Source organism: Rhodococcus sp. UFZ-B548 (assembly GCF_903819475.1).
Classification (GTDB): Bacteria; Actinomycetota; Actinomycetes; order Mycobacteriales; family Mycobacteriaceae; genus Rhodococcus_F; species Rhodococcus_F erythropolis.
Genome location: NZ_CAIJDS010000052.1, coordinates 12,406 through 34,856 on the forward strand (window position 1 = coordinate 12,406; position 22,451 = coordinate 34,856).

The 22,451-nt window shown below is 64.0% G+C and carries 24 protein-coding genes; 4 read left to right on the forward strand and 20 right to left on the reverse strand.

Translation table 11 applies throughout. From position 1 onward, the window contains the following. A partial coding sequence (locus H7C86_RS30050; RefSeq protein WP_182262773.1) for a hypothetical protein occupies positions 1-330 on the forward strand: 330 nt, incomplete at its 5' end. A gap of 46 nt (positions 331-376) precedes the next feature. Next, positions 377-1,288: a nucleotidyl transferase AbiEii/AbiGii toxin family protein gene (locus H7C86_RS30055; RefSeq protein ID WP_021334574.1), complete on the forward strand. Its 912-nt coding sequence runs from the start codon at positions 377-379 to the stop codon at positions 1,286-1,288. Positions 1,289-1,422: 134 nt separating this feature from the next. On the opposite strand, the gene H7C86_RS30060 is transcribed toward H7C86_RS30055, so the two are convergent. From H7C86_RS30060 to H7C86_RS30155, 20 genes are all read right to left on the reverse strand, one after another. Further along, positions 1,423-2,235 (reverse strand): hypothetical protein, encoded by an 813-nt coding sequence (locus tag H7C86_RS30060; protein ID WP_182262774.1) that lies wholly within the window; start codon positions 2,233-2,235, stop codon positions 1,423-1,425. Further along, positions 2,235-3,008 carry a DUF4913 domain-containing protein gene (locus H7C86_RS30065; protein WP_182262775.1) on the reverse strand — a complete coding sequence of 258 codons (774 nt, stop codon included), beginning with the start codon at positions 3,006-3,008 and terminating at the stop codon, positions 2,235-2,237. Before H7C86_RS30065 ends, H7C86_RS30060 begins: the two co-directional genes overlap by 1 nt. Further along, entirely contained in the window at positions 3,005-4,831 is a 1,827-nt protein-coding gene (locus H7C86_RS30070; protein ID WP_182262776.1) for a type IV secretory system conjugative DNA transfer family protein, read from the reverse strand. The genes H7C86_RS30065 and H7C86_RS30070 overlap by 4 nt, the downstream gene beginning before the upstream one ends. Before the next feature lie 88 nt (positions 4,832-4,919). Next, positions 4,920-5,075, reverse strand: a complete 156-nt coding sequence (locus tag H7C86_RS30075; RefSeq protein WP_182262777.1) for a hypothetical protein — start codon at positions 5,073-5,075, stop codon at positions 4,920-4,922. 130 nt (positions 5,076-5,205) lie between these two features. Then, positions 5,206-5,457: a hypothetical protein gene (locus H7C86_RS30080; protein ID WP_182262778.1), complete on the reverse strand. Its 252-nt coding sequence runs from the start codon at positions 5,455-5,457 to the stop codon at positions 5,206-5,208. Then, positions 5,458-5,760, reverse strand: coding sequence for a hypothetical protein (locus tag H7C86_RS30085; RefSeq protein ID WP_182262779.1), 303 nt, complete (start codon positions 5,758-5,760; stop codon positions 5,458-5,460). Continuing rightward, complete coding sequence (locus tag H7C86_RS30090) at positions 5,757-7,487, reverse strand: hypothetical protein (protein WP_051649727.1); 1,731 nt, start codon at positions 7,485-7,487, stop codon at positions 5,757-5,759. Before H7C86_RS30090 ends, H7C86_RS30085 begins: the two co-directional genes overlap by 4 nt. Before the next feature lie 32 nt (positions 7,488-7,519). Continuing rightward, entirely contained in the window at positions 7,520-9,010 is a 1,491-nt protein-coding gene (locus H7C86_RS30095; protein ID WP_182262780.1) for an SCO6880 family protein, read from the reverse strand. A gap of 55 nt (positions 9,011-9,065) precedes the next feature. Then, positions 9,066-10,583 carry a hypothetical protein gene (locus tag H7C86_RS30100; RefSeq protein ID WP_182262781.1) on the reverse strand — a complete coding sequence of 506 codons (1,518 nt, stop codon included), beginning with the start codon at positions 10,581-10,583 and terminating at the stop codon, positions 9,066-9,068. Continuing rightward, positions 10,580-11,434, reverse strand: coding sequence for a hypothetical protein (locus tag H7C86_RS30105; RefSeq protein ID WP_182262782.1), 855 nt, complete (start codon positions 11,432-11,434; stop codon positions 10,580-10,582). The genes H7C86_RS30100 and H7C86_RS30105 overlap by 4 nt, the downstream gene beginning before the upstream one ends. Before the next feature lie 28 nt (positions 11,435-11,462). Beyond that, on the reverse strand, positions 11,463-12,116 hold the full coding sequence (locus H7C86_RS30110) for a hypothetical protein (protein ID WP_182262783.1): 654 nt from the start codon (positions 12,114-12,116) through the stop codon (positions 11,463-11,465). A gap of 44 nt (positions 12,117-12,160) precedes the next feature. Beyond that, complete coding sequence (locus H7C86_RS30115; protein ID WP_019750044.1) at positions 12,161-12,427, reverse strand: hypothetical protein; 267 nt, start codon at positions 12,425-12,427, stop codon at positions 12,161-12,163. Beyond that, a complete protein-coding gene (locus H7C86_RS30120) occupies positions 12,424-12,747 on the reverse strand; it encodes a hypothetical protein (RefSeq protein WP_182262784.1) in 324 nt (107 codons plus the stop codon). The genes H7C86_RS30115 and H7C86_RS30120 overlap by 4 nt, the downstream gene beginning before the upstream one ends. Positions 12,748-12,765: 18 nt before the next feature. Further along, on the reverse strand, positions 12,766-13,455 hold the full coding sequence (locus H7C86_RS30125) for a hypothetical protein (protein WP_182262785.1): 690 nt from the start codon (positions 13,453-13,455) through the stop codon (positions 12,766-12,768). Beyond that, entirely contained in the window at positions 13,452-14,039 is a 588-nt protein-coding gene (locus H7C86_RS30130; RefSeq protein WP_259349328.1) for a hypothetical protein, read from the reverse strand. The genes H7C86_RS30125 and H7C86_RS30130 overlap by 4 nt, the downstream gene beginning before the upstream one ends. Next, positions 14,036-15,733: a peptidoglycan DD-metalloendopeptidase family protein gene (locus tag H7C86_RS30135; RefSeq protein ID WP_182262786.1), complete on the reverse strand. Its 1,698-nt coding sequence runs from the start codon at positions 15,731-15,733 to the stop codon at positions 14,036-14,038. The genes H7C86_RS30130 and H7C86_RS30135 overlap by 4 nt, the downstream gene beginning before the upstream one ends. Positions 15,734-15,827: 94 nt before the next feature. After that, positions 15,828-17,441, reverse strand: a complete 1,614-nt coding sequence (locus H7C86_RS30140; protein WP_182262787.1) for a cutinase family protein — start codon at positions 17,439-17,441, stop codon at positions 15,828-15,830. A gap of 26 nt (positions 17,442-17,467) precedes the next feature. Continuing rightward, positions 17,468-18,325, reverse strand: a complete 858-nt coding sequence (locus tag H7C86_RS30145) for a hypothetical protein (protein WP_182262788.1) — start codon at positions 18,323-18,325, stop codon at positions 17,468-17,470. Beyond that, the gene (locus H7C86_RS30150) at positions 18,322-19,395 is read right to left on the reverse strand and encodes a hypothetical protein (protein WP_182262789.1); all 1,074 of its coding nucleotides are present in this window, start codon (positions 19,393-19,395) and stop codon (positions 18,322-18,324) included. Before H7C86_RS30150 ends, H7C86_RS30145 begins: the two co-directional genes overlap by 4 nt. An 83-nt stretch (positions 19,396-19,478) precedes the next feature. After that, positions 19,479-20,690 carry an insoluble domain protein gene (locus tag H7C86_RS30155; protein ID WP_182262790.1) on the reverse strand — a complete coding sequence of 404 codons (1,212 nt, stop codon included), beginning with the start codon at positions 20,688-20,690 and terminating at the stop codon, positions 19,479-19,481. A gap of 695 nt (positions 20,691-21,385) precedes the next feature. On the opposite strand from H7C86_RS30155, the gene H7C86_RS30160 reads away from it, so the two are divergent. Further along, positions 21,386-21,832: a helix-turn-helix transcriptional regulator gene (locus tag H7C86_RS30160; RefSeq protein WP_099698589.1), complete on the forward strand. Its 447-nt coding sequence runs from the start codon at positions 21,386-21,388 to the stop codon at positions 21,830-21,832. A gap of 172 nt (positions 21,833-22,004) precedes the next feature. Next, a complete protein-coding gene (locus H7C86_RS30165; protein ID WP_182262791.1) occupies positions 22,005-22,445 on the forward strand; it encodes a helix-turn-helix domain-containing protein in 441 nt (146 codons plus the stop codon). The last annotated feature ends 6 nt before the right edge of the window (positions 22,446-22,451 follow it).

The following is a 22,451-nucleotide window of genomic DNA, read 5'->3' on the forward strand; positions in this document are numbered from 1 at the left end:
GTCAACCAGAGTGCGGCGTTCCGGGAAACTAAAGATGTCCTCGCCCGACTCAGTGGGAGCACGGCGTTCAGGGAGGCACTGGTCAACCAGAGTGCGGCGTTCCGGGAAACTAAAGATGTCCTCGCCCGACTCAGTGAGAACACGGCGTTCAGGGAGGCACTGGCCAGCCAGAACGTGTTCGCTCAAGATGCCCTAGTCGGCCCTGTGCAGTCTATGCAGAAGATCGCCCCCGAAAGGGTCAACTGCGGTGGCGAGGAGAAGCAACTTGAAGACTCGGATCTCAACAGTAAGGTCAACCCGCTCAACGGTGACAGCGACAGTCTCAGTTAATCGGGGCGAGATCAATGTCCACTTCACCGGCTGATCGGAAGGCACTATGACCAACGACAGACCCTCGCCAAACAACACGGCCGCGTTCATTCGCTCCTTCAAGGATCGTCTCCGAAACCAGTCCACGCTGCGCGGCCGAACGATCGAACAACTGCGTCGTGAGTTTTTCCTACAACGATTCCTCGCGCGAGTTTTTTCCGCTCCAGGGGATCGGTGGATGCTCAAGGGTGGGGCTTCGCTACTGGTGCGACGACCGGATGCACGGTACAGCCAGGACATCGACCTTCTACACACCTCAGCATCTGTCGCCGATGCGCTCAAGGAACTTGAAGCAATCGCGCAGATCCCCACCGACCTCGACTTCTTCCGGTTTGTATTTGACCCTCCTCGGCTGATGACAGGCGGTGTCGCGGGAGCCAGCGTGAAAGTGAGGGTCTACCTCGGCGTCACAGAACTCGCCGACTTTCCGATTGATCTGTCCACGGAACTTGATCCAGTAGGAATCGTGGATTACCACCCTCCGCTCCCAGTCCTTGAGTGGGAGGGGCTGGGGGCGATGCCTAAGTTTGCGTTATACCCACTACCGCAACAGATCTCAGACAAAACCTGTGCGATGTACGAACGGTATGGCGAGCTGAGACAACCCTCGACGCGCTACCACGACCTCGTCGACCTCACACTTATCGTCACTGCCTGGTCGATCGATGCCGCCATAACCCGTACCGCGCTTGAATGCGAGGCCGCTCGACGCTCGTTGGAACTGCCATTCGCACTGACGTCGCCTGCTCCGCCCTGGCCTGTCGGGTACAACAAAATCGCCAAGACGGTTGCTGGGCTGCCAGAGGAAGCGAAGAGTATTGATGGCGCCCTCAGCATTGTTGGCGCATGCCTTAATCCACTGCTCAGTAAGCATCTCGATGCTGGATCGTGGGATCCGATCGAGGCGAGATGGTCGTAACGGCGGGCACAGATTAACTCTCTGGCTCGGCTCGGTTCGGCTCCGCTTGGTTCGTCATTGACTTGTTCTGGGAGGATCTGAAACGCAGTTGAGTGTTCGGGCAATTAACACGGTTGCGATGATCCGATGCACTGCTAACGGCCAGTGTGTTGGCGTTCTTGGCTGCGGCCTTTGCCCGGACGTCCTTTCCTTGCGGCCGGTGGTTTACCTGTCCCGGTCTGCACCGCTCCTCGGGGATGCTTGGCCTGGTCGAGGTCGGCCGTCATCCGGGCCCCGATCGTTTCCTTGTCCACTCCTCCGGCGTTCATGTCGGCGGCGAGTGCATCGCGCCGTTCAGCCGAGTCGTACTCGGCTTCCGCGGCCGCCCGATGAGCGTCTGCGTCTTCGGCGATTTCAGTTTCGGCCGGCGTGCCTTCGGCTTCTGTTGCCGTCTTGTCGAGCCGATCGGCTTCGGCCATCAGCTCGGAGGCCTTCACGTTCTCGCGTTCGGCGAGTTCCTGTTCGTCGGTAGCGGCCCGCTTGGCTTCTTCGGCTGCCTGGAGCAGGTTCTCGATTTCTCGCGGGTCGATCCCGGGGGCGGCCGCATCTATTCCGTACCGTGTCTGGACTTGCGTGCGGATGCGATCTGCGGCGTCGGCTGCGGGCTGCGAGTGGTCTTGCCAGCCGCGGGCCTGCTGCCAGCTGTCGGCGATCTGCGCGTGGGAGGCGTCCTCCCACCAGCGGTCCGTCATCACCGGACGTAGCTGTGCCTCGATCACGCTGCGCTCGGCGACGAGCCGTTCGCGCAGTTCCCGGGCCGCTTGCACGCTTTTGGCTTCGGCGTCGCGGATCTGCTTCTCCCGTGCGCGGCCCATCTGTTCTGCGAGACGGGACGCAGACTGCAAGCCGACCCGGAACATGCGCGTGAGTTCTTGATTGACCTCACCGATTTCGTCGTGCTCTGACATCAGTTGTTGCCTTCCTTGTGGGGTGACGCCTCTGTGGGCGTGGGTTCGGGGGAAAGACGCATGTCGGGGAACATCGACGACGGTGCGGGTTCAATCGGCAAGGGCACGATCGCGAAGTCGCCGCCGGCATGACCGCTGCGGACCGAGCACGCTTTGAACGTGCCCTCTGGATCGAAAAGCTGTGCCATGTGGTGGTCAGCGTGATCGCGCCACCACACACTCATCCCGGTCGAAGGATCCAGGCGCAGCCGCTCCCATGCTCGCCACAGGGCTTCCAACCGGGAGATAGCTTCGGCGTGTTTCCACCACTGCGTGCACCAGTTCCTTGACGTCCCCTCGATCACCTCACGCCGATAGACAGGGGCGATGCGTTCGCGCACGAACTCTTCTACCGATCCGAACACCAGTTCCGGTTCTGCCGGCTGCTCCGGCTCCGGCTCCGGTTCCGGATTGGCGAGTGAAATCTCGAGCTGCGCCAGCAACCGGGCCGCCGCCGCGGCTTCGAGTCGCGCGTACAGCTCTGGAGTGAGGATTTCCGCCCACTTCGCTTCGGCGATCGCGTCGGCTTCCTTCTGGATGCGTTTGAGAACTGCCTTGCCGACCATCGCCTCGAGGTTCTCGCTCAGCGGCGCTTCGACGTTCGGTTCATCTCCTCCGCTGAGGGGCGTGTACGCGGATGGGGGTGGATAGTCCTCATCATCATCGGGCGGCAGATAGTCAGCCTCACCCGGATCGAAATCGCCGGCCGGTGGTGGCTCGAACGGCGCGGTCACAGCGGCACCGCCTCACGCGCAGCCCCCGCGTGGTCTGGCTTGAGCCATTCGGACAGGCCTTCTTCTGCTTCCGCCAACGTCGCCGGGGCTGCCGGATCGTGGGCTTCGATTGACGCCCTGATCTGGTCGGCGTGCGGGCCGGCCATCCACGGCGCCGTCCGTACGATCACAGGCCGGTTACCAGAGGAACGTACGATCGCCCGGCCACGTGGCAGTGCTTCGAGTTCGGATTCGGTGAACGTACGAACTTTGGTGCGCTGCTTGGAAGTGGATCGGCCTTGCGAGGAGGCTGTGACCGACCCGGTGATCTCCCAATGGTCACCGATCGCGGTGGACATGTCCCGAAGGAACACCCCGTCATCGACGGCGACACCACCGCCGTAGACCTTGACGTTCGCCGCCGACCACAGTTTCTTCATCCCGCGTTCGCCCCACACCTCCACACCCTGTGACCAGGACTGCAAGATCGCCATGATGATGATTCCGCGTGAACCGTAGTGGCTGTAGAGGCTAGGCAGCTTGGACCAGCGCACGACGTTGGCCACCTCGTCGAGAGGAGCGACGAGAGGAACAGGCAGACGTCCCTTCGGCGAGGTGGTCGCGATTTCTTCGGCTGCGTCGATCACGGCGACGGTCAACGCCGTAACCAGTGGGCCGGCCGAACCGTTGCCCTCGCGGGAGAGGCTGTAGAGCGTGCCTCCGGAACGGACGAATTCGCGAGGATCGAAATGCGGCCGCGGATCGGACGAACCGTCCGACGTCACCCAGGGATGAATCGTCCTGATCTTGAGCGAGCGGATCATCTTCTTGGCAGTACCGAACACACCGCCGCGTTGTTTGTCGGGTGCGTTGTACTGCCCGGCCAGGCCGTCGGCCTGCAATCCGTACCCATGTTGGCGAAGGATCTTCACCGCTTCCTGGTTCTGCACGTCCGTGACCCACGTATATGCCTGTGTGATCGGGCGGCGATCGAGGGCGGCAGCCAGGAACAGTGCCGCCAACAGGTCCTTTCCTTCCGGATCGAAGAATGCGTCCGTCTTCGCTTCGAGTCCGTCGTCACCGGAGGCGAAATGATCGGCCAGGTCGGCGGCCCTGACTTCGTCGGTCACCCACGTGAGCGGATTCCACCACCAGCTCGGTTCCTCATTGGCGACCCTCTGCGGATCGAACACCCAGACTTGCGAGCCCATTGCCGCTCGAACGTCGCGGGTCGCGTCGACGACATCGCGCTTGTTCGAGGTGGTCAGGACTGCGCCGGGAGCATCGAGAACTGCGGGGATGACGCGACTGGTCGACTTACCGGTGCGAGGACCCCAAATATCGACGTGCAGGTCCTCCCAGCTGCCGCGCAACATCGGGGCCGACCCGAACACCGGCTTGCTCGGCAGCAACAGGTACCCGAGCTGGATGCCGACAACGTCGTCGGGACGGAGCCGCACCTGCAAGGATTCGGCTTTCGCCCGGCATGCCTGTTCCGTCAACGAAGCGATGTCGCGACCGCGGCCCATGTACTTGGCCAGCTCGTCGACGCGGGTGCTGTCCCGCTTGCGCAGGATCAACAACCACATGCCTACCGCAACCAACACGATCAACGCCAAGGCGAAGGCAATCGCCACTACGCTCGCGCCGGACTCCCACACGAGATCGCCCTTGATCAGGCCCGCGACCATCGCCATCGGATTGACCGGAACATCCTGCTCGGTGCCGAACTGCATCGCGACGGAGGCGCCGACGACGCCGGCAACCGCGATCCCGGCGCACACACCGAGCACCTCGAACGCCACGTCACCTTGACTGGGATCACGCACGGAACCCTTACTCATGATTTACCTCCTGCGGTGTCGGAAACTGTTTACAGAGAAGAACTTCGGCGGAAAATTGTTGGGCACAGCTGTGGGTTGATTACTTCGGTCAGGACATGAGGCGCAGAAGGACGACGAGGGCGACTGCGGTCAGTGAAAAGACGATCAGGCGGAGGCCGTTGACGTTCGGTGATATGCGCGGTTTCCGGCCGGTCTTGCGGACGTACGCGGCGTCGGTGATCGCGGCTAGTCCGAACCAGCACACTGACTGCTGCGATCACGAAAACGGCTATGGTCAGGCCGGTGATGACGCTCTCCAAATGCACACCAGCTTGCCCGTCACTCGGGCCACTCGCGGATCGTCCAAACATGATGTTGTTTCCCAACTGTCGGATTTACGTGTTGTCCGTCGGTATCTCGACGACGGTGGTCAACGTGACGGCGTAACCGGCACGTGGTCTGCTTGTCAACGATGTTCCCGTTACTTGAGCGGGGATGACGGTGTGTGAATGTCCTTGTACTGCAACGAATCGGTGTTTCGTTTCGAGGTCGGCGACCAGGTCGTGCATCTTCTGTACTGCACTCTGCAATGCGGCCGACGGCTCACCGGCTTCGGTGGCGGTGCTGTAGAGGAAGATATGCGTCATTTACAGGCCTCTGTTCGCGGCGATCAGTTCACGGTTCACTTCGCGTAGTGCTTCGAGTTCGACGCGGAGGGAATGTATTTCGGAATTCGGGGCGCACGGTTGTGGTTTCACGGCGTCCGCGCCTTCCCGCTGCCGTAGCCACGCCCGCACGGTGGAGGTGTGGATTCCGGTATCGGCGGAGACACGCTCGATAGTTGCCCACAGAGACGGATACTGAGGGCGCAGCTTGTCGACCAAAATTACTGTGGCACTGCGCACCTCTGCTCCGTAGCGGTTGCCGCGGGTGCTGCGTTTGCCGCTCATGCCGCGTTGTCCTTCGCTGTCTGTGCCGCGTGTCCGGCGTCGGTGGCGTCGACGAACCGGCTGTCGGTGTCGTGCCACTGGTATTTCAGTTCCGTGGGGGTCAGGACGGTCTCGAAACGGTGCCCCGGGATGCGTTCGGTGCCCTGTTTGAGCAGGAAAAACCCTCGGCCTGGGGGTGGGCCGGGCTTTTCGAGTTGGGCGTCGTACCCGGCTGGGGACGACAGCGCGGAGACCCATGCCTTGTCTGCGCGGGTGAACGGAATGATGGAGTCGAGTTTGTCCATTTCGTCCGAGGTCAGGGCTCCCACGATCAACGCTCCGGCGCGTTCGATGAAGCCCTTGGCTTTCATGATGTCGAAGTCCATTTCGAGCGATTCGAGGTCCTTGACGGTGTGGGTGATCATCACCAGCGCCGTTCCGACGGTGCGGGTCAGGCGGGTGAGGGCGTCGACGCGGCTGACCATTCCGGGGCCGGCGAGGACTCGCCAGAATTCGTCGAGCACGGCCAGGAAGAGCAACCGGTCGCGAAGTCCGCAATCGGCGAGGACGTGTGCGGCTTCGATGGCGCCGAAGCCGTCCTCCCAGCATGCGGCCATCACCGCAGCTTCGAGCTTGGTGTCACCGTGGCTGAGCGCTGAAATGTCCACGCACACACCGGTCGGTCGATCCTCGCCGGTGAAGTCGATCGGGGTGGTCGTCTGCTGGGAGAACACCTCACCGAGATCGCCGTCGAGCAGCGCGGACAATGTCTCGAGGAGGGATTCGACCTTGGCGAGGTACTTGTCTTTGTCGCGGGTGTACGCCTTGCGCATCAACTCTTCCGGCGGGTTCTCGATCAACGTGAGCAGGTCGGAGATCAGCGGCGGGTTGTCGTATCCGAAACGGGGGTCCTTTTCGAGTAGGCGCAGCGCCGCGGTGATGATGTTGCGTTCGGCCTGTGTCAGCGCTGTTCCGCGCTCGATTTCGCACAGCGACTGCATCACGCGCTTGCGGCGTTGGTGAACCTGTTTGATCACTTTCTTCTGCAAGTCGGGGAAGTCCGCGAGCAGCGGAATCACCGATCCGAGAGCTCCGATCGCGAGCGGGTTGAGGTACCCCTCGCCGTGTCCCAGGCGCACGATCTTGCCGCGATCGCCGCAGATGATTTCGATTTCTTTGGTGAAGTCGGGTTTGGTGTCGGCGAACACGAACGGGATGTGACCTTGGGCGATGCCGCCGCTGACGAGTTTGCGGCCCACCGTGGACTTGCCGTTACTGGGGAGGGCGAGCATGAACACGCTGGGGGTGTTCTGTCGGCGTGAACGGTAGGTGGCGGTGATCGGGTCGTAGTGGAACGAGATGCCGTCGGGATCTTTCCCGAGCGGGGTTCCGACCATTGGATAGGTGCTGCCTACTACCCACGGGGAGAGCCCACATGCCTGCACACTGGTGCCGCGGAACTCCGGCGGCTTGGGTACGACGCCCATCTTGCCGCCGCCGTGGCCGGCGAAACCGCGGTCGGTGAGTTTGGGGGCGCGGCGCCATTTCGGTTCGGTTCGGGAAGGGTCGCGTGCGAGTTCGGCGGCTTTCGCTGCTGCCTTCTCGTCTGCGATGCGTTGTTTTTCCTCTGCCTGGCGGCGTTTGCGTGCCGCTGCCATCGGATCGCGTAGGGAAGCATTCTGCTTCTTGCGTCCGGGTTCGTACGTGCCGGTCAGGTCTGCGATACGGCGGCGCAACATCAAACTCATCGTTTTCTCCTTCTCGGTGGTGGTCGGCCGGTTCAGGCCTGCAAGGTTTTCGCCGTCGTTGCGTGGTCTTGGAGATAGACCCCGACTCCGACGCCGGAGAGAAATGCCGCTGCCTGGTATCGCCATGCGGGCCGTACTTTCGTCGAGCACCCGGCGACCAGGGATTCGATCGTGTCGGCCTGAATGTCGAGCTGGGCTTCGGTACTTGCCGACGCGGTGACGATCAGCGAGACCGCTGTCGCGCCGGCACCGTTGCCGACCTCGACGCGAGTACGGTCTGCTGCCTTGACCTTGAGGTCTGCGCGGACCGACCCGATACCGCGTTGGGCATTGCGTTCACCGACTGCGTAGACGTAGCCGCTCTCGACTGCGTTCACGGCGTCGGCCGGGGACATCGGCCGGTGAATCAGTGTCACGCGCTTGCGCGGGACGTCGCCGTGACCTTCGAGAAGTGCTTTGAGAATCCGTTCGTTGCGGGCACCGGACGGGGGTGCGTTCATCACCCAGGTCCGCGAGGCCGCGCCTTCGTGGAAGTAGGTGTTTTTGGTTTCCTCGGCCGTCATCGGGCCGGCATCGAGCCAGTCGACGTACATCTCTCCGCTGCGCAGTGACGATTCCACCTCGGCTTCGACAACCGGGCGGGGATCGTATGCGCGGCGCACGACTGCGGAGATTTCGTGATCGGACATCGGGACAGCGGTCACGCGGAAGGTGCCGAGGTTCGCGCAGATCGACGGAAGACGTTCTGCTAGATCGGCAATCATCGCCATCGGATCCTTGCGTTTGGCTTCCGTGTTCGCGGTGAAGGTGAGCGCCATGTGGGTGTGCAACTGGATTCCGTGACGTACGCCGGTGCCCGATTCGCGGACCACCGCTTGTGCGAGTTCCGAGGTGCCGGGTTTGCACAGTCGCGTGATTTCCGCGTCTTGCCGCGCGCCTGTCTCTGGGAGGGTTTCGATGATGGTGGCGATCGCTTCGATGTCCGGCGTCTGTCCGCTGAGGTTGATGAACTCGCCCCAGTTGGCGACGTCGAGGTCGACCTGCCCCTGTTCGACACCTTTGTATCCGGGCGCAGAGCAGCGCAGCCTGATCGTGTACTGATGCAGTTTCGGTAGATGACTCATTCCGAATCGTCGGCCCAGTTTGTCTATGCCCCACCACATTTCGATCGGAGCGCCGATTCCCGGGACTCGGGTTCGGCCTCCGGGCGCGTTCGAGAGAGAACCAGCGCGCAGGATGTGCTGGCCGCGCCGACGCTGCTTGCTCCACCCGGTGAGTTCAGTGGCGAATTCGTACCCTGACTTGCCGCCGATGCGTGCAGCGAGCGGCGCCCAGGTCAGCACCACTACGCCGAGGATCACCGCTCCGGAGATGAAGAACCCGGCGAGCAGTGCAACGATGCCGGCCACGATGCCCGAGGCGAAGACGTGGAACATTTTCTTCGACACACCGAACAGGTACGTCGAAGGGGCTTCGTGAAGACCGCCGTAGGTGTTGGGGCGGGCCGGTGCTTCGGTGCTCATAGCTGCTCCTTGAGGATGGAATCAATGAGGTCAAACGGTGCGGTGCGGTGTGCGCTCATCCGGACCGCCCACCTTGCGGCTCGTCCGGAACGTCCGCTCCCCCACTTGCTCCGGAGGCGCTGTCGCCGATCGTCGATGCGACGGCGCCCATAGCGCTGCCGATCCGGTCGGAGACTTCCTGCCCGACGGCGACGGCCGCGCCGACCGGACCAGCGGCCGCGGCCGCGCCGGAAGCTGCACCGCCGGATGCTGCTCCGGACGCGCCGCCGGACGCTGCTCCGGACGAACCGCTCGATGCGGCTTCTGTGCCACCGCCCGAGGGCGCCGGTGAGCTCGATCCCGATGAGGGCGTGCTGGAGCCGGTCGGTTCCGTACTCGGGCCGCCTTGAACGCTCGACGACGAGGAGGACCCGGAATCCTGTTCAGCCGAGGAGGACATCGACTGGATCATCGAAGCGCCCATACTCGCGCCGGTCGCGGCGAGCATGCCGCCCAGCACCGCGCCGCCGTTGCCGCCGGCCATCGAACCCATCGCCGGAACGATCAGTCTCGCCAACGCCGGCATCGTCAGGCACGAGAGTGTCAGCAGGATCATTCCGGCGAAGACACCTTGTGCGTCGGTAGCACCGGCGGCCGAGAGGAAAGCGATCCCGTACACGCTGGAAGCGACGAACGGGAACAGTGCGAACACCACCGCCCAATTCCGTAGCTTGGTCCAGGCCTGCATTCCGGCGCTGCCGATTCCTGATGCGGCGGCCGCGATCGGTGCCCATCCGAGGACGAGGCGCAGCATCGCGATCTGCATCATGATGAACACCGCTTGCACGGCGGTTCCGACGATGCCCAAGATTGCGAAGACGAAAATCAAGCCCGGACCCAGGAGAGGGCCGACTTCGGCGACGGCGAGGAGTTTGTTCGCTGCTTCGTCGATGTTCTCTCCGACCATCGCCTGAACCAGCCACACACCCGCTGCTCGGGAGAGTTCGTCGCCGGCGAGGATGAGCGGAACCAGAGTCCAGGACGCGAACACTGTGCGGGTCAACATCATTGCCGTTTCTTCGGCATGTTGCTGTGCCAGACGCGATTTGGCCCAGGCGAGTTTGAGTGCGGAGATCCCGACCGAGATCATGAACGCCGCTATCTGGAATATTCGCAAGAATTGGTGCACTTGCCAGACTGTGTTCTCGGTGTCACTGTTTCCGACCGCGCCGGTGACCGAGTTGGTCATCCACCACGTCAGCATGAAAGTGATGCCCTTTTTCCAACCGTCGAGGAACACTTCGGCGGCCTTGCCGACGCCCGATTTCCACATCCCGTCGGCGAACTCGCCGGCCGCGTCCTGTGGATTGGCAACAGCAGTGCCCAAGTCGCAGAACCGCTCGAGGAACCCACCGACGACCGGTACGGAATCACCGACGTCGCGGCAACCGGCATACATGTCGTCGTCAGCCGGCGGTTGTCCGGTTTCCGAAGTGCCCGGATCATCTGCCGGGGGCTGGGCATGCCCGAGCGCGACCGGCCCGAAGACCAGCACAGCCAGGAGCAGAGCCGCGATCGCAGACAGACGCTTCACCACCCCGTCCACCCCGTCAGCGAAGTGATTGTCTGCGGCGGAAGCTGGGTGGACGGTCGGCGGATCTTCCAGTCACCGTCCTGCCAGACGACCTCGAAGCGAGTGGTGAACCAGGAGCCGGGTGTCTTGTCGCGGGCCGCGACCTCCACGACTGCGAACGAGTTGTCAGCGCTCCAACCGGAAATCTTGAATGCCGCCGGGATGTACTGAGGGGGCAACTGGCTCCAGTCGATCCACTTCTTCGGCGCCCACGACGCCTTGTTCCCCCGTGTCGAGGGTTCGATCTGGTTGTCGAAGACCGCATCGAGTGATTCCTGGTCGATGACCGTCCGCATGCTGATCTGCCAGGCAGCGAGCGCAGCGCCCTGAGGGGTGCGAGCGAAACCCGTGGCCAATGGGCCATCTACTCGAGTGGGACCGTCGGAGGTCGAGAACGGCAGGATGAACGGACCAACTTGCTGCCACATCAACCCCTCCGGAGCGGGGACCGGGTCACCTTCCTTGAACGAGGGGCGATCTGCCGACGACTGCGGCAACGCCTGACCACGCGGGTTGACGGGGTTGGCGATCACGCGGCCGAACAGATCCGCCGACGGAACGCCGAATGCAGTGCCGCTGTCGGGTTTTGCTGGTGCCGTCGCGGGCGGCTGGGTGGCAGTGGGGGCGCCGCTGCCGGCGGAATCGTCGTCGCGGGTGACGGCGATGAACACGGCGACGGCCACGACCACCGCGAGAAGCGCGCAGAACACGGCAGCGGCGATCCCGGTCGTGCGGCTGGTCGCCAACCACTCGCCGGTGCGGCGAAGGCGCGATCCTTCTGTGGTCTCGCGGGGTTCGGTGCGGTTACTCACGGATGGCTCCTGAAAAGTCGGGGGAAGATCAGTCGGCGTAGGAGAAGGCGGTGTATCCGTCGAGCGAGGTCAACGGCACTGGATCGGTGGGCGCAGCTTCGGAGGTCTCGGGCTGCGGATCAGGGAGAGTGATCTTCCAATCGCCGTTTTGCCAGATCAGCGAGGTCGGCGACGCGGACAGCGCAGCGTCCGGCATCCGTGTGGCCAGCCACACCACGGCTTGGTCTGGGCTGTAGTCCTCGATGCGGAATCCGGCGAACTGGGCTGTCTGAGCAGGATCGGCTTCGGTGGTGATGGAGGTCATCACCCGAGCCACGGCGTACGCGTCGCGGCCCCGGCCAGGGGCGGTCAGCAGTTGTGCGGTCTGCGCCCAGGTCTCGTCCGGTGCGAGTGCGAGACGGCTCTGGCCCTGAATGGCGGCCATCACCACCCCTTGGGGTGTTCGGCTGTATCCGAACGGGATCTTCGCCGAAACGCTCGTCGGTCCGTCGACAGCGGAGACAGGGACAGCGACACCGCGGTAGCTCTCCCACGTCACCTGCTGCGGCGCTGCGCTGGTGTCGACCGCCGCGGCGGTGCCGGTTCCGGGGTCCTCCTCCGGCGATCCGCACGCGGTGGCCACCGACAGCGCGAGAGCTGCGGCGACGAGAGCGCCGACGAGGCGGTAACGGTGAATTGCCATGATTTCCTTCTTTTTCGCAAAGTGACTAGTGGAATCGAGACGGATTAGATGAGGAGCCATCCCGCCCACGTGATTGCGGAGGCGGTGACGATGGCGCCGATGGCGATCGAGATCAACCGCCGGATTCCGGGGCCGGTGACTTCGCCGTCGTCGAAGCGGTGCGCGACTTCGACACCGGCGCGCATCGCGGCGACGATCAGACCGGCTGCGACGAACCAGAGGAACACCCCGAGCATCTGCCCGAGCGGGACCAGGACGTCTTCGCCGGGCATCTTGATGCCGCCGCCCGCGGCCAGTATCGAAGTACTCACTCCATGAACCAGGTGACGTACGAGGCGGCGGAGGACGTGATGATCGCGCCGACGGCGACGCCGACCACCATCATCTTTTCGCCGCGTCCAGCGGTGCCGTCGGCGAACGACTGGGCGAACTTGACGCCGGCCATCATTCCCAGTCCGATCAGGAAAGCTGTCGCCGCCCACAGGCCGACGCCGAGCAGGATCTGAAACTTGTCGCCTGACGGCGGAGTGGTCATCTGAACGTCGATCACGTCCCCGCCCTGTCCAGGCGAGGGGAAGGGCGCGGGCTGCTGAGCGAGGATGTAGGTGTTGAGGGTGTGGAGTGCGTTCATGAGAAAGTGCCTTTCGAGTTATGTTGCGGAAGAACTGATTTCCTTCACCCGAGCTGCTGCTGCGACTCGGATCTGGTCGTGGAGAGCGATCACCGGGGCGACGGGGTATCTCGTCGGGTCACGCGCCGCTTTCTTGTCGGCCGGCAACGTCGAGGACGGAGACCACTCGGGAAGTTCGCGAGGAGGCATGACCCGCCAGGGCTCGAGCCACGGCACGTCCCAGCAGTGACCGGCCAGCGAGCGCGCCAGCGACTCGACGACGGCCAGACGGTTCCGGACCGGCTTGGACAGTGGGCGATCACTGTCGGCGACGGACACGACGCCGAGGATGTGTGTTCCTTCCGGCGTGCCACCGGCGGCGTGTTGCAGAAGCAGTGAATGAGCACGCTCTGCGCCGTGCATCGTCGTGCGAAAAACGAGCACCACCAGCGGTGAGTCCGCGCCCGGTAGGTCACCGATGTATCCGGGCCAGCCGCGCTGGCAGTCCCCCGCGTACGCGAGGGAACGCGTCAGCGAGGAGACTCCGGCGCCGCCGGTAGCTCCGAGAAGCCAGACAAGCGGCCGGGCGGGGGTCAGAGCCTCACGTTCGATCGGGCCTTCCCAGATCGGAGCGGATTCATCGGTCCCGGGCATCACAGCCCCCGCGATGCGTGGACCGCTCGGCATCGGAGCACCGCGACGCGGGACATCGGCATATGCGCTGGTCATCGGACCATCACCGCGCTCACGCGCCACACACCGAGCTTGGTGGCGGTCATGTACGCCGCGAACGGAACCCGATCAATCTCCCGGCCGCCGGCATCGACGGCGGTCACCGTCACGGCCACGACTCGCGAGACCTTCGCAGGCTTGTCCTCGGGGTGATTGTCGGCGGTCACCGTCGCCGTGGCCGTGGCCACCGCGCTGCGCTCACGCCAGGACTCCCATTGGCGACCGGTGATCGGTGCCAAAGTAATGAAGGACGACGCGTTGTCGGTGTAGTACCGCTCGTCGAGCAACGGTGCTGCCCGGTTCGCTGCGTCGATCTGGTTGGTGTCCGCCCCGGGGTTGTACGAGAACAGAGCTTGCGCGGCCGCAACCATCACGGCTTCCGGATCGCTTTGATCGACCGAGGAAAACGGTTCCGGCAGAGTGGGATCGGCGGGAACAGTCAAAGATTGGGTGGGGCCGCCCTCATCCATCGGGTGGTCGTGGTCATCGCTGCGCCCGCATCCGACAAGTGCGAGAACAGCGAAGGTCATGGCGGCGAACGCGGTCAACCTCATCGGTCTGCGGTCAGTCCGGTGTGTCATCGTGCCTCCTGCGGTTGCGGTTGTGATGCGCCGAAGCGGCGGACGTGCATTTGTTCTCCCGACATCCCCGACAGCGGAGCGATGGTGACGGTCTGGCCTTCGGTCGGAGCGTGAAGCAACATCTCTTCGCCGTTCTCGAGGCCGTAGTAGATGCCGACGTGGTGCGTGTTCGAGGCGGGGCCGAAGAAGATCAGGTCGCCGGGCTGTTTCTGGTCGATGGGGACCTCTGCGCCGCGTGAGTCGTAGAGCTGTCCGGGATCTGCGGTCGATCCGGTGAAGTGCGGCAGGCTGATTCGTCCGCCGGATGCCTGGTAGACCGCGTACAGCGTCAGACCTGAGCAGTCGAATCCGCCGCCGGTGGGGCCGTTCGTGTCGCCACCGCCCCAGACGTACGGGGTACCGATCCAGCGCGAGGCAGCCAGGATGATGGCTCGTCCGAACTCGCTGGCCGGACCCTCGCCGCCGCCGCTACCGGGTGCGGGCTGCTGATCGTTGCAGGCAGCGCTGCCGCCGTCGGCGACGGCGATGGCTCCACCAGCTGCGATGGATGCGAGGTCGGCTTCGGACATGTTCGCCCCGGCGCCCTTGAACTTGGCCGCCAACGTGGTGGCGATCGGCTCGTCGTCGGCGTACGCGTCCGGGTACAGCGATCCCTGAACGTTCTGTGCTGCGACGGTAATCGGTAGCGATTCCCACCCGCTCTGCTTGGCCAACGCTTCGTAGAATTTGCGTGATGCAGTGGCAGAGTTCATCAGTTCTTCGAGCGTTCCCCACCACGGGTACTGCTGCTGAAACTGATTGACGGAGCCGTGATCTCGTCCGACAGCATCGTGCGGGAAGTCCAGGGATCGGCCCACGTCCTTCTGATCGGCTTCGAGGCGAGGATCGGTGCCGTCATTGGCGTACATGCGAAAGCCGGATTCCTGGCTTGCGGTTGCGAGCGCGACGACGACACCGCGATCGGGAATGCCCATGACTTCACCGACCGCGACGATCTGCTTCGCGATCGCCAACTGTCGGCCGTCCAAACCTCCGAACCCGGAACCTTCATCACCCGCATCACCCGAGCCCGGGGAAGTCGGTGCCGGCGCAGCGGGAGCCTCGCCGGGCTCGGCGGCCTTGTCGATCCACGGCCCTGGATCCACCGCGGTACCGGCGCCGTCGGGTAGACGACCCCCGTCCCACACCTCGAAATGAAGGTGCGGCCCGGTCGAGCCGCCGGCATTGCCGATCGCCCCGATCTGCTGACCGCCACGGACCTGCTCTCCAGCGCGGACCATCACACCGTCGTCGAACATGTGCCCGTAAACGCTGCTGTATACGTGGCCCTCGATTTCATGATCGACGATGATCCAGTTCCCGAAGCCGTCAGCGGGACCGGCTTCACGAACGCGGCCGTCGGTGAACGCGTAGATCGGGGTACCGACAGGACCCGCACGGTCGAGACCTTTGTGTTCGGTGCCCCATCGCGGACCGAACGGAGAGGTGTCCGTTGTCTCGGACGACTTGGTGGGCTTGACCAGCGAACCAGCAGCGGCAACCTGCCCGCCCCCGTTTTCGACGGGAGCGCACTCTTCGTCCTCGGAAACGAGAACGACCACCACGGCCATGATCATCAGAAGGAACGCGACGGCTGCGGCACCGACAACGACGATGGCACCGCCGACGCCTCCGCTGCTGCTGTCATCTGACACGAGATGGTCCCTTCGGTTGGAGTGGAACGTCAGTGCGCCGGCGGGGTTTGCTGGGCGGCGGCGCAGCAGAGGAGTTCCGTGCGCCGCCGACCGATCACTGCGCGGGCGGTGCGGCGGCTGGCGCCTGAGTAGGAGTCGGGATCTGGGCAGGCGCGAACGCGCCGCCCGGCCCGACGATTTCAGGAGAAACCGCCGATGTCGTGGCGGATATCGAGCTGGTCAGCGGCGTCGACGACGAGGGGGCCGCAGAGGGCGTCCCGCTCGGACGAGTCGTCGGCGAGGCTGTTTTCGTGGTGCTCGCCCCGACCGACGTGGATCCGGACGAGAGTTCTTTCGCGAGGGTGGAGAACCACTCGACGGTGAACTTCGCCGGGGTCTGCCCTTTTCCTCCCACGGGAATCGAGTCGTAGGTGCCGTGGTTGCGGGCCGTGTCCCAGTACTTGACCTGCGTTGCCATCTTCAGCAGGTCCTTGTTGTCGGAAATGCCGCGCTGGACTTCGTTGTAGATGTACTTCTGGATCTGGGTGCCGGTGGACGGCGGGAACAAACTCATTGCCGCGTCCCCGACTTTCGCTGCCAAGATGCCCAGTGCAGCAGGGGGATTGGCCATGCCGACGGTGGCGAGGGTGCCGATCGTGTCCAGTGTGAGGACTTTCTTCGCGACCGCGATGCCCGCTTGCAATCCCATGACACCGGTTTTGATGACTGCCCGGATGACATCGGCGTCCGCGTCCGGAGTGGCGGAGCGCGGATCGGAATTCGTGGACAGGCGCCCGAGGATGGTCTTTCCGGACGACTGCACGGTGAACCGGCCGCCTGAGAAGTTGATGTCGTCGTTGACGACGTCGGCGGCGGTACGAATTGTCGCCCCACCCAATGCGCCCGCGAGGTCGAGGAGAGTTTTCTGCGGATCCTGTTGCTCGAGGTGCAGCTGCCCAGCGATGTTGGTGACCGTGCGGGCCAGCGTCGCATCTTGTGGTGTCGCGCATGCGAGGTCGCCGTCGGTGCAGAACGAGGCGACGCGGCCGGCAACAGAGCCGTACCCGGACGAGGCGGCGTAGTTCGGGGCTATGCCGCCGCCGTCAGCAGGGGTCGGGGTGGTCACCGTCAGATCCGACAAGGCAGAGGTGGCAACGCCCTTGGGCGGTGTCGGTGAACTCTGTCCGGACGAGCCGCCGGGGAAGGTACTGGCACCTTGCGGGCGATTCGGGGACGAGAACAAGGCGCCGGCGGCGAGCTTGTCCGCTGTGATCGGGCCTTTGCCGCTGCCGATGTTGCGGATGACGGTGTCCGCTATCTGCGCGCCTTGCGAATATCCGGTCACCGCGATCATCGACGAGGGGCACCGATCGGCGTAATCGGCGATCGCTTGGCTGGTCTTGTCGACCCCCTCGGTCATCGACTGCTCGTACGTCGCTCCTCGCCAACCGAAGTCGGCGGCGTACGGGACGAGCATCCGTGAGACCTCACCGGCAGCGGACTGGAGCAACGGCACCATCACCGACATGCCGAGGAAGCCGCTGTCGATGGTGGGGTCGGCATCCGGAGCGGACTGGTTGGTCCCCTGAACGCCGAAAACTCCCAGGGCGGTGCAGGGCATCGGTGCGGAGTCGCCTGAGGTGGGTGCGGCGTTCGCCAGACTGGTTCCTGCCAGCGCGAGGACGACCGTGGCCGTCACCGCTGTGGTGATCCCTCTCGTATATCTCATGCGGATTTCCCTTCGGATGTGTTTGTTCACTGCGTCGGCGCGGCTGCACCGAGGTTTCGTACGTCGGCGGCGAGAGCGGTGAAGTCCTGCTCGACACCGCTGCCCATCGCCGAGGTCACGATCGGTCCTCCTGCGGCCAACGACCGGTCGTGACCGATCAGGCGCACCGCTCCGATCCGGCCCGCCATATGGGCACTGAGGTGATCGGCCACCGGCGTCGAACCGGGACGGACCTCGACGACGGCCACCACAACCGATGCCAACGTGTGTGCGCCGAGGGTGCTCTCGATCCATTCCAGGACGGAGGGAAGACGGTTCACGGAGTCGCCGCGACTGGACACCACCAGGACGATCACGACCGACGCATCGGCCAGTAGCGGAGCGAGATGCTGTGCACGCACAGGGTTTCCGGCGTCGTAGATCGGAAAATGACCGGACGCGGTCAGGAGTGAGTGAACGGACGCGAGCGCCGCAGCGTCGCCGCGCAGCTCCCCGAGCGTGCGGCGACCCCACAGCACCCCGTGCTCGGAGACCCATTGGCCGGGGTTCAGCTCGCGCCCGCAGCCACGGCCTGACAGGTCGCCACCGGCGGGGGTCGTATCCACGGCGGCAGCGGTGACGAGTTCGGTGTGCAGTGCACTCGCCAGGCCGACCGCTGTCGTGGTGGCTCCGACTCCACCGGCAACCCCGGCGATCAGCACAGCAGAAGGCGGTGCCAGCGGAATCAGTGCATCTTCTGGCTCGGGCACCTCATCGACCGGGCCTTCTGCCTCGGACCCGGGCACGAGCGGCGGTGCGGTGTCGTCGACCGGTGCCGACGGCGTCTCGTCGGATTCGTTGTCTTCTGTCGGCTCGCCGCCCAGCCAGTCCCCCGCCCACGTCACGGCGTGCCTACGCTCTCGTTGATGGCCGCGATCAGTGTCTTTCCGTCACGCACGGTCGTGCTGATGGTTTGCGCGTATCGCACGATCGCGCCGTCCGCGGCTTTTTGGACCATCTCTACGGCGAAGACACCCGGCTGACCGGACGGGCGGATCAGAACGCAATGCTCGGTGCCGACCGGGACGCCGTCGTCGATGCCGGCTTGCAAGGTCGACAGTTGGGTGGCCGCAGCTTCCGGAGTGGCGAAGCCTCGCGCTTTGTCCGCGTTGCGATCGACGTAGAAGGCGTGCTGAAATCCGAGGATCGCATCAGGGCCAGATCCGGTACCGCCAGGGCCATTCCCGCTGATGACGTCACCCTTGACGCTGCTCGGGCACCAGGATGAGGCGGCCTGCGCCCCGGCGGCAGACGTCCCCGCCGCCGGCGGGGCCGTAGTGGTTCCGGGTACTTCGAGGGAGGCTGGAGCGTCCGGTTCGTCGGAACCGGAGGCCAGCGCGATTGCGGTTCCGCCGACGAGGACGGCCAGCACGGCCGCAGCGGCTCCCCCGACAGCGGCTTTCGTGCGGCGGCTCCGGCCACGCGCCCGGTCGGATCCTGGGAGGGGTTCGGGGATTCCGATCCGCTCTCCCGCATCCGGGGTGGTCGGTGTCGGTTCCGGATCGGTGGCGGGCAGCTCCCATTCCGATGCCCAATCCGGTTGTGTATTGAGGTCATTGACAGCGAGGGTGACGACCGGGAGCGTGCGGACAACACCGACGGACCCGGCGATCGGATCGGTCGCCGGTCCGGTCTCGTCCTCATCTGCGCGTTCGAATGTGGGAGTGAGGTGTTGGGTGGGTCGGCTCACCGCAGCGACAACGGTCTCGTCTGTCGAGGGAGCGTTGCCGGTGGAAACCGGTTCGCTCGTGGCAGTTTCGGCATGGTCGAGTAGGGTGTCGGGTTCTGATTCCTCATCGGGGTTTTCGGACTCGGGCTCGGAATGTACGTCGGTGTCTGGGGTTTGCTCTCCCGTGTCCACTTCGTCGGCGAACTCGGTCGGGTCCAACGGTGGAAACCAGTTCTGACCTGACATGTCGATATTTCCTCTCGTGCAAAGAAAAAGAACTTCGACTAACACCGCCGGGGCCGAAGCCCCGACCCCGGCGGCGGTAGTGATTACGCGGGGATCGCTCCAGCGGCAGCAGCGCCGAGGGCCTGGCCGATCAGATCGGCGGTAGGTCCGAAGGCGTAATTCGCTTCGACGGCCGCGTTGTCGAGTGCGGCGATGATCTGATCGCCACCGGGCTGAGCGAGGACGGTTTCACGTGCAGTAGTGAGCTGCGCGTTGACGTTCTCGGTGATCTGCGGAACGGACGCCACAGCGTCGGTGACGACCTGCGCGATCTGCGGGGCCTGCGCCGCCAGCGCGTCACTGGTCTGGGAGGTGATCGCAGGTGCGTCCGGCTCAGGGAGATTCGGCACGTCGATGTGGCGAGGCTCGGCATCGGTGTCACCGGCCCCGATTGCTCCCGCCGTCAGACCGCCCACCACAGCTCCAGCCGCGGCACTGGGAATCCCGAGAAGCAATCCACCTGCACCGGCACCGATCGCGGTGCCGACGACGCCTGTCGTCGCTTCCGGCAGTGGCGGCGGGAGCGGAACCAGACCGCCCATACCGGCCCCGATCAAACCGCCCACGGTGCCGCCACCCAATGCGCCCACTGTGAACCCTGCGGTTCCGGCAGCCAAGGCACCTGCTGCGGCTCCGCCGAAGGTTGCAGCCGAGACACGCTGTGAACGATCGACGTCGACGCCGACGCTGGACCAGAATGTCGCGAACTGTGAAACACCGACAGATGCAGTGTTATTGGTGCGTTCGAGATACTCGTCGGACATCCAATTGGGCTTCGGCCCGACGTAATCACCCAGCTGCAACATCTGGGGCGGTGCTTCGATCGGCGCGATGATTTCGACTTCGGTCGGGAGATGGAGTGTCCCCACGTCGATCGGGTCACCGTAATACGCCGGCGCAACGTAGTTCCCGCTGCTATCGCCTGCATTGTTCGGGGACGACTGCTGCGTCGACGGCGAAGGCTTCCACTGAATGTTGTCGTACTCAGCCGGCGGCGGAGTCCAGTACGAACGATCGGACGTCGGTGCAGGAACCTCAGGGGCAGTAGTAATGCCCGGCTGTTCCGACGCAGGCGGAGGCGTCGTAATGCCCGGCTGCGACGGAGCGGTAATGCCCGGCTGGGTCGGCGCTGCGATCGCAACTCCGGCATTGACGAAGGCGGCTCCGACCATCGCCGCCAACGTCACGGCTGCGACCGCACCCGTCGACGGTGACCGATGGCGGCCCCCGGACCGTGGTTTCTTGAACTGCTTCATGACATCCCTTCAAACTTGTTGTGGTTCAACAACTAACGGAACATTTGACGTGCTTGGCCGCAGAAAATGCGAGAGTTACGCGGCCTTCGATCCCGACGCAACAGCGCCGGGAAGTTCGAGGGAGCGTGAAAAATGCGCCATAACGAGGGAGCCCGCAGGAATCAATGAATGTCCGACCGGGCAGAGTCGTGCGCCGACCCCGAGGGCGGGTACACATGTGTGACCGACGGCCCGGCCTGCGCACGACACAGGTTCGATAACGCGATATGAGGCAACGACGAAGTATTCAGCCGAGGTCGGGCGATCGGAAATGGCGGCGGGAATTAAACCGCGGGGATCAGATTCAATGGAAAGGCTGGAGATCTTTTCCATGGTTGCCTCCGGATGGTTGCGTATTCAACGACGCCACCTAGACTCGAAGACCTGTGAAGTCATCCAGCTGGGTGATGCCGCAGTGGGACCCCGGGGAGTGTTCGGACGCCAATCAGAGTCACGCCCTGGGGTTTTCTTTGTTCAGCTACTTCGTTCAGCTACTTCGTTCGGTAACCACATGAATCACATGCGTTTTCATCCCCTAGCATAGCGCGTTATACCCGCGCAGCCAATGGGCGCATCGTGCCCGCTATAGAACTCCGCGCGTTGTGACTTCCGGTTACTAGGTTGGAAGAATGAACAACCGTGGACGAAGGCAAAGCGTGAGCAGGCGAATCCTGCGTAACTTCGTCCCTGACGCTCTCAAGAAGCGCAGGGAATCGCTGGGAATGTCCCGACCCGACCTTGCGCGATTCGCCGATGTCAGCGTGACTGCTATCGCGGACTGGGAGAAGGGGCGCCGAACTCCTGGGATCGACACGCTCGTGCAAGTTGCAAAGGCGCTGAAATGTGAAATCACGGACCTTGTCGATGTGCCGGACGGCGTTCGCAGTCTCGCTGATCTCCGGATACTTGCAGGCCTCACTCAGCCGCAGCTCGGGCGCGTCACCAACATCAGTACGACAGCGATCGGGGCGCTGGAGCGGGCGGAAGTGCGTCTGACCGACGAGCGTGCTGCTGTTTTGGCTGAAGCACTTGGGGTGGATGCTGAGGCCGTGAGGGCTGGCTACGACAAGGCGCGCAACCGCGGAATCGGGGAGAGCCCATGATTTCGTCTGAGGGTCCATGCTCGGTCCTTGTGGGGGTGTGGCGTCTTGTGTAACGCAAGTTCTCATCGTTTCGATAACTATCGTATGGTCCGGCAGTACGATAGCACTGGAACCCGACAGGTGTGTGCTCGAAATGTCGTGATCCCGAAAAACGGTGAGGAGTCGGTGCGCAATGGAGCAGCCTGCTGAAGATTCCAGCGTGTTCGCTGAGCGGCTCGAACAGCTCTTCGCTGGTGTGCCAAATGCAGACGGCAAGCGTTACACCTTGGGGCAACTGGCCCGCCGCTCTACCGAGATGGGGTACCCCATCAGTGAGACCTACCTATCCCACCTTCGAACTGGTCGGGCGAAGTCCCCCAGTTTGAAGACGGCAGCAGGTATAGCCGTAGCCTTCGGGGTGGATGTCCGCTATTTCCTCGACGAGGAAACTGCCACTCGAACCAAGGTAGAACTCGACTACGCGCGACTGCGGGCGGATACGAATGTCCATGCTGTCGCCTTCCGGCTGGCGGGGTTGGACAGCGGCGATCTTGAGGTCGTCAACGACCTGATCCGCTCCTTTCGTAAGCGGCGTGGTCTACCGCTCGATCCACCTGACCTGCCGGAAGAGTAGCTAGCA

Excerpts from the sequence above, each read along its gene's own strand:
- H7C86_RS30055 (WP_021334574.1), top strand. The coding sequence starts at position 377 with ATGACCAACGACAGACCCTCGCCAAACAACACGGCCGCGTTCATTCGC.
- H7C86_RS30060 (WP_182262774.1), bottom strand. The coding sequence starts at position 2,235 with ATGTCAGAGCACGACGAAATCGGTGAGGTCAATCAAGAACTCACGCGC.
- H7C86_RS30070 (WP_182262776.1), bottom strand. The coding sequence starts at position 4,831 with ATGAGTAAGGGTTCCGTGCGTGATCCCAGTCAAGGTGACGTGGCGTTC.
- H7C86_RS30080 (WP_182262778.1), bottom strand. The coding sequence starts at position 5,457 with ATGACGCATATCTTCCTCTACAGCACCGCCACCGAAGCCGGTGAGCCG.
- H7C86_RS30085 (WP_182262779.1), bottom strand. The coding sequence starts at position 5,760 with ATGAGCGGCAAACGCAGCACCCGCGGCAACCGCTACGGAGCAGAGGTG.
- H7C86_RS30090 (WP_051649727.1), bottom strand. The coding sequence starts at position 7,487 with ATGAGTTTGATGTTGCGCCGCCGTATCGCAGACCTGACCGGCACGTAC.
- H7C86_RS30095 (WP_182262780.1), bottom strand. The coding sequence starts at position 9,010 with ATGAGCACCGAAGCACCGGCCCGCCCCAACACCTACGGCGGTCTTCAC.
- H7C86_RS30110 (WP_182262783.1), bottom strand. The coding sequence starts at position 12,116 with ATGGCAATTCACCGTTACCGCCTCGTCGGCGCTCTCGTCGCCGCAGCT.
- H7C86_RS30120 (WP_182262784.1), bottom strand. The coding sequence starts at position 12,747 with ATGAACGCACTCCACACCCTCAACACCTACATCCTCGCTCAGCAGCCC.
- H7C86_RS30125 (WP_182262785.1), bottom strand. The coding sequence starts at position 13,455 with ATGACCAGCGCATATGCCGATGTCCCGCGTCGCGGTGCTCCGATGCCG.
- H7C86_RS30130 (WP_259349328.1), bottom strand. The coding sequence starts at position 14,039 with ATGACACACCGGACTGACCGCAGACCGATGAGGTTGACCGCGTTCGCC.
- H7C86_RS30140 (WP_182262787.1), bottom strand. The coding sequence starts at position 17,441 with ATGAGATATACGAGAGGGATCACCACAGCGGTGACGGCCACGGTCGTC.
- H7C86_RS30150 (WP_182262789.1), bottom strand. The coding sequence starts at position 19,395 with ATGTCAGGTCAGAACTGGTTTCCACCGTTGGACCCGACCGAGTTCGCC.
- H7C86_RS30155 (WP_182262790.1), bottom strand. The coding sequence starts at position 20,690 with ATGAAGCAGTTCAAGAAACCACGGTCCGGGGGCCGCCATCGGTCACCG.
- H7C86_RS30165 (WP_182262791.1), top strand. The coding sequence starts at position 22,005 with ATGGAGCAGCCTGCTGAAGATTCCAGCGTGTTCGCTGAGCGGCTCGAA.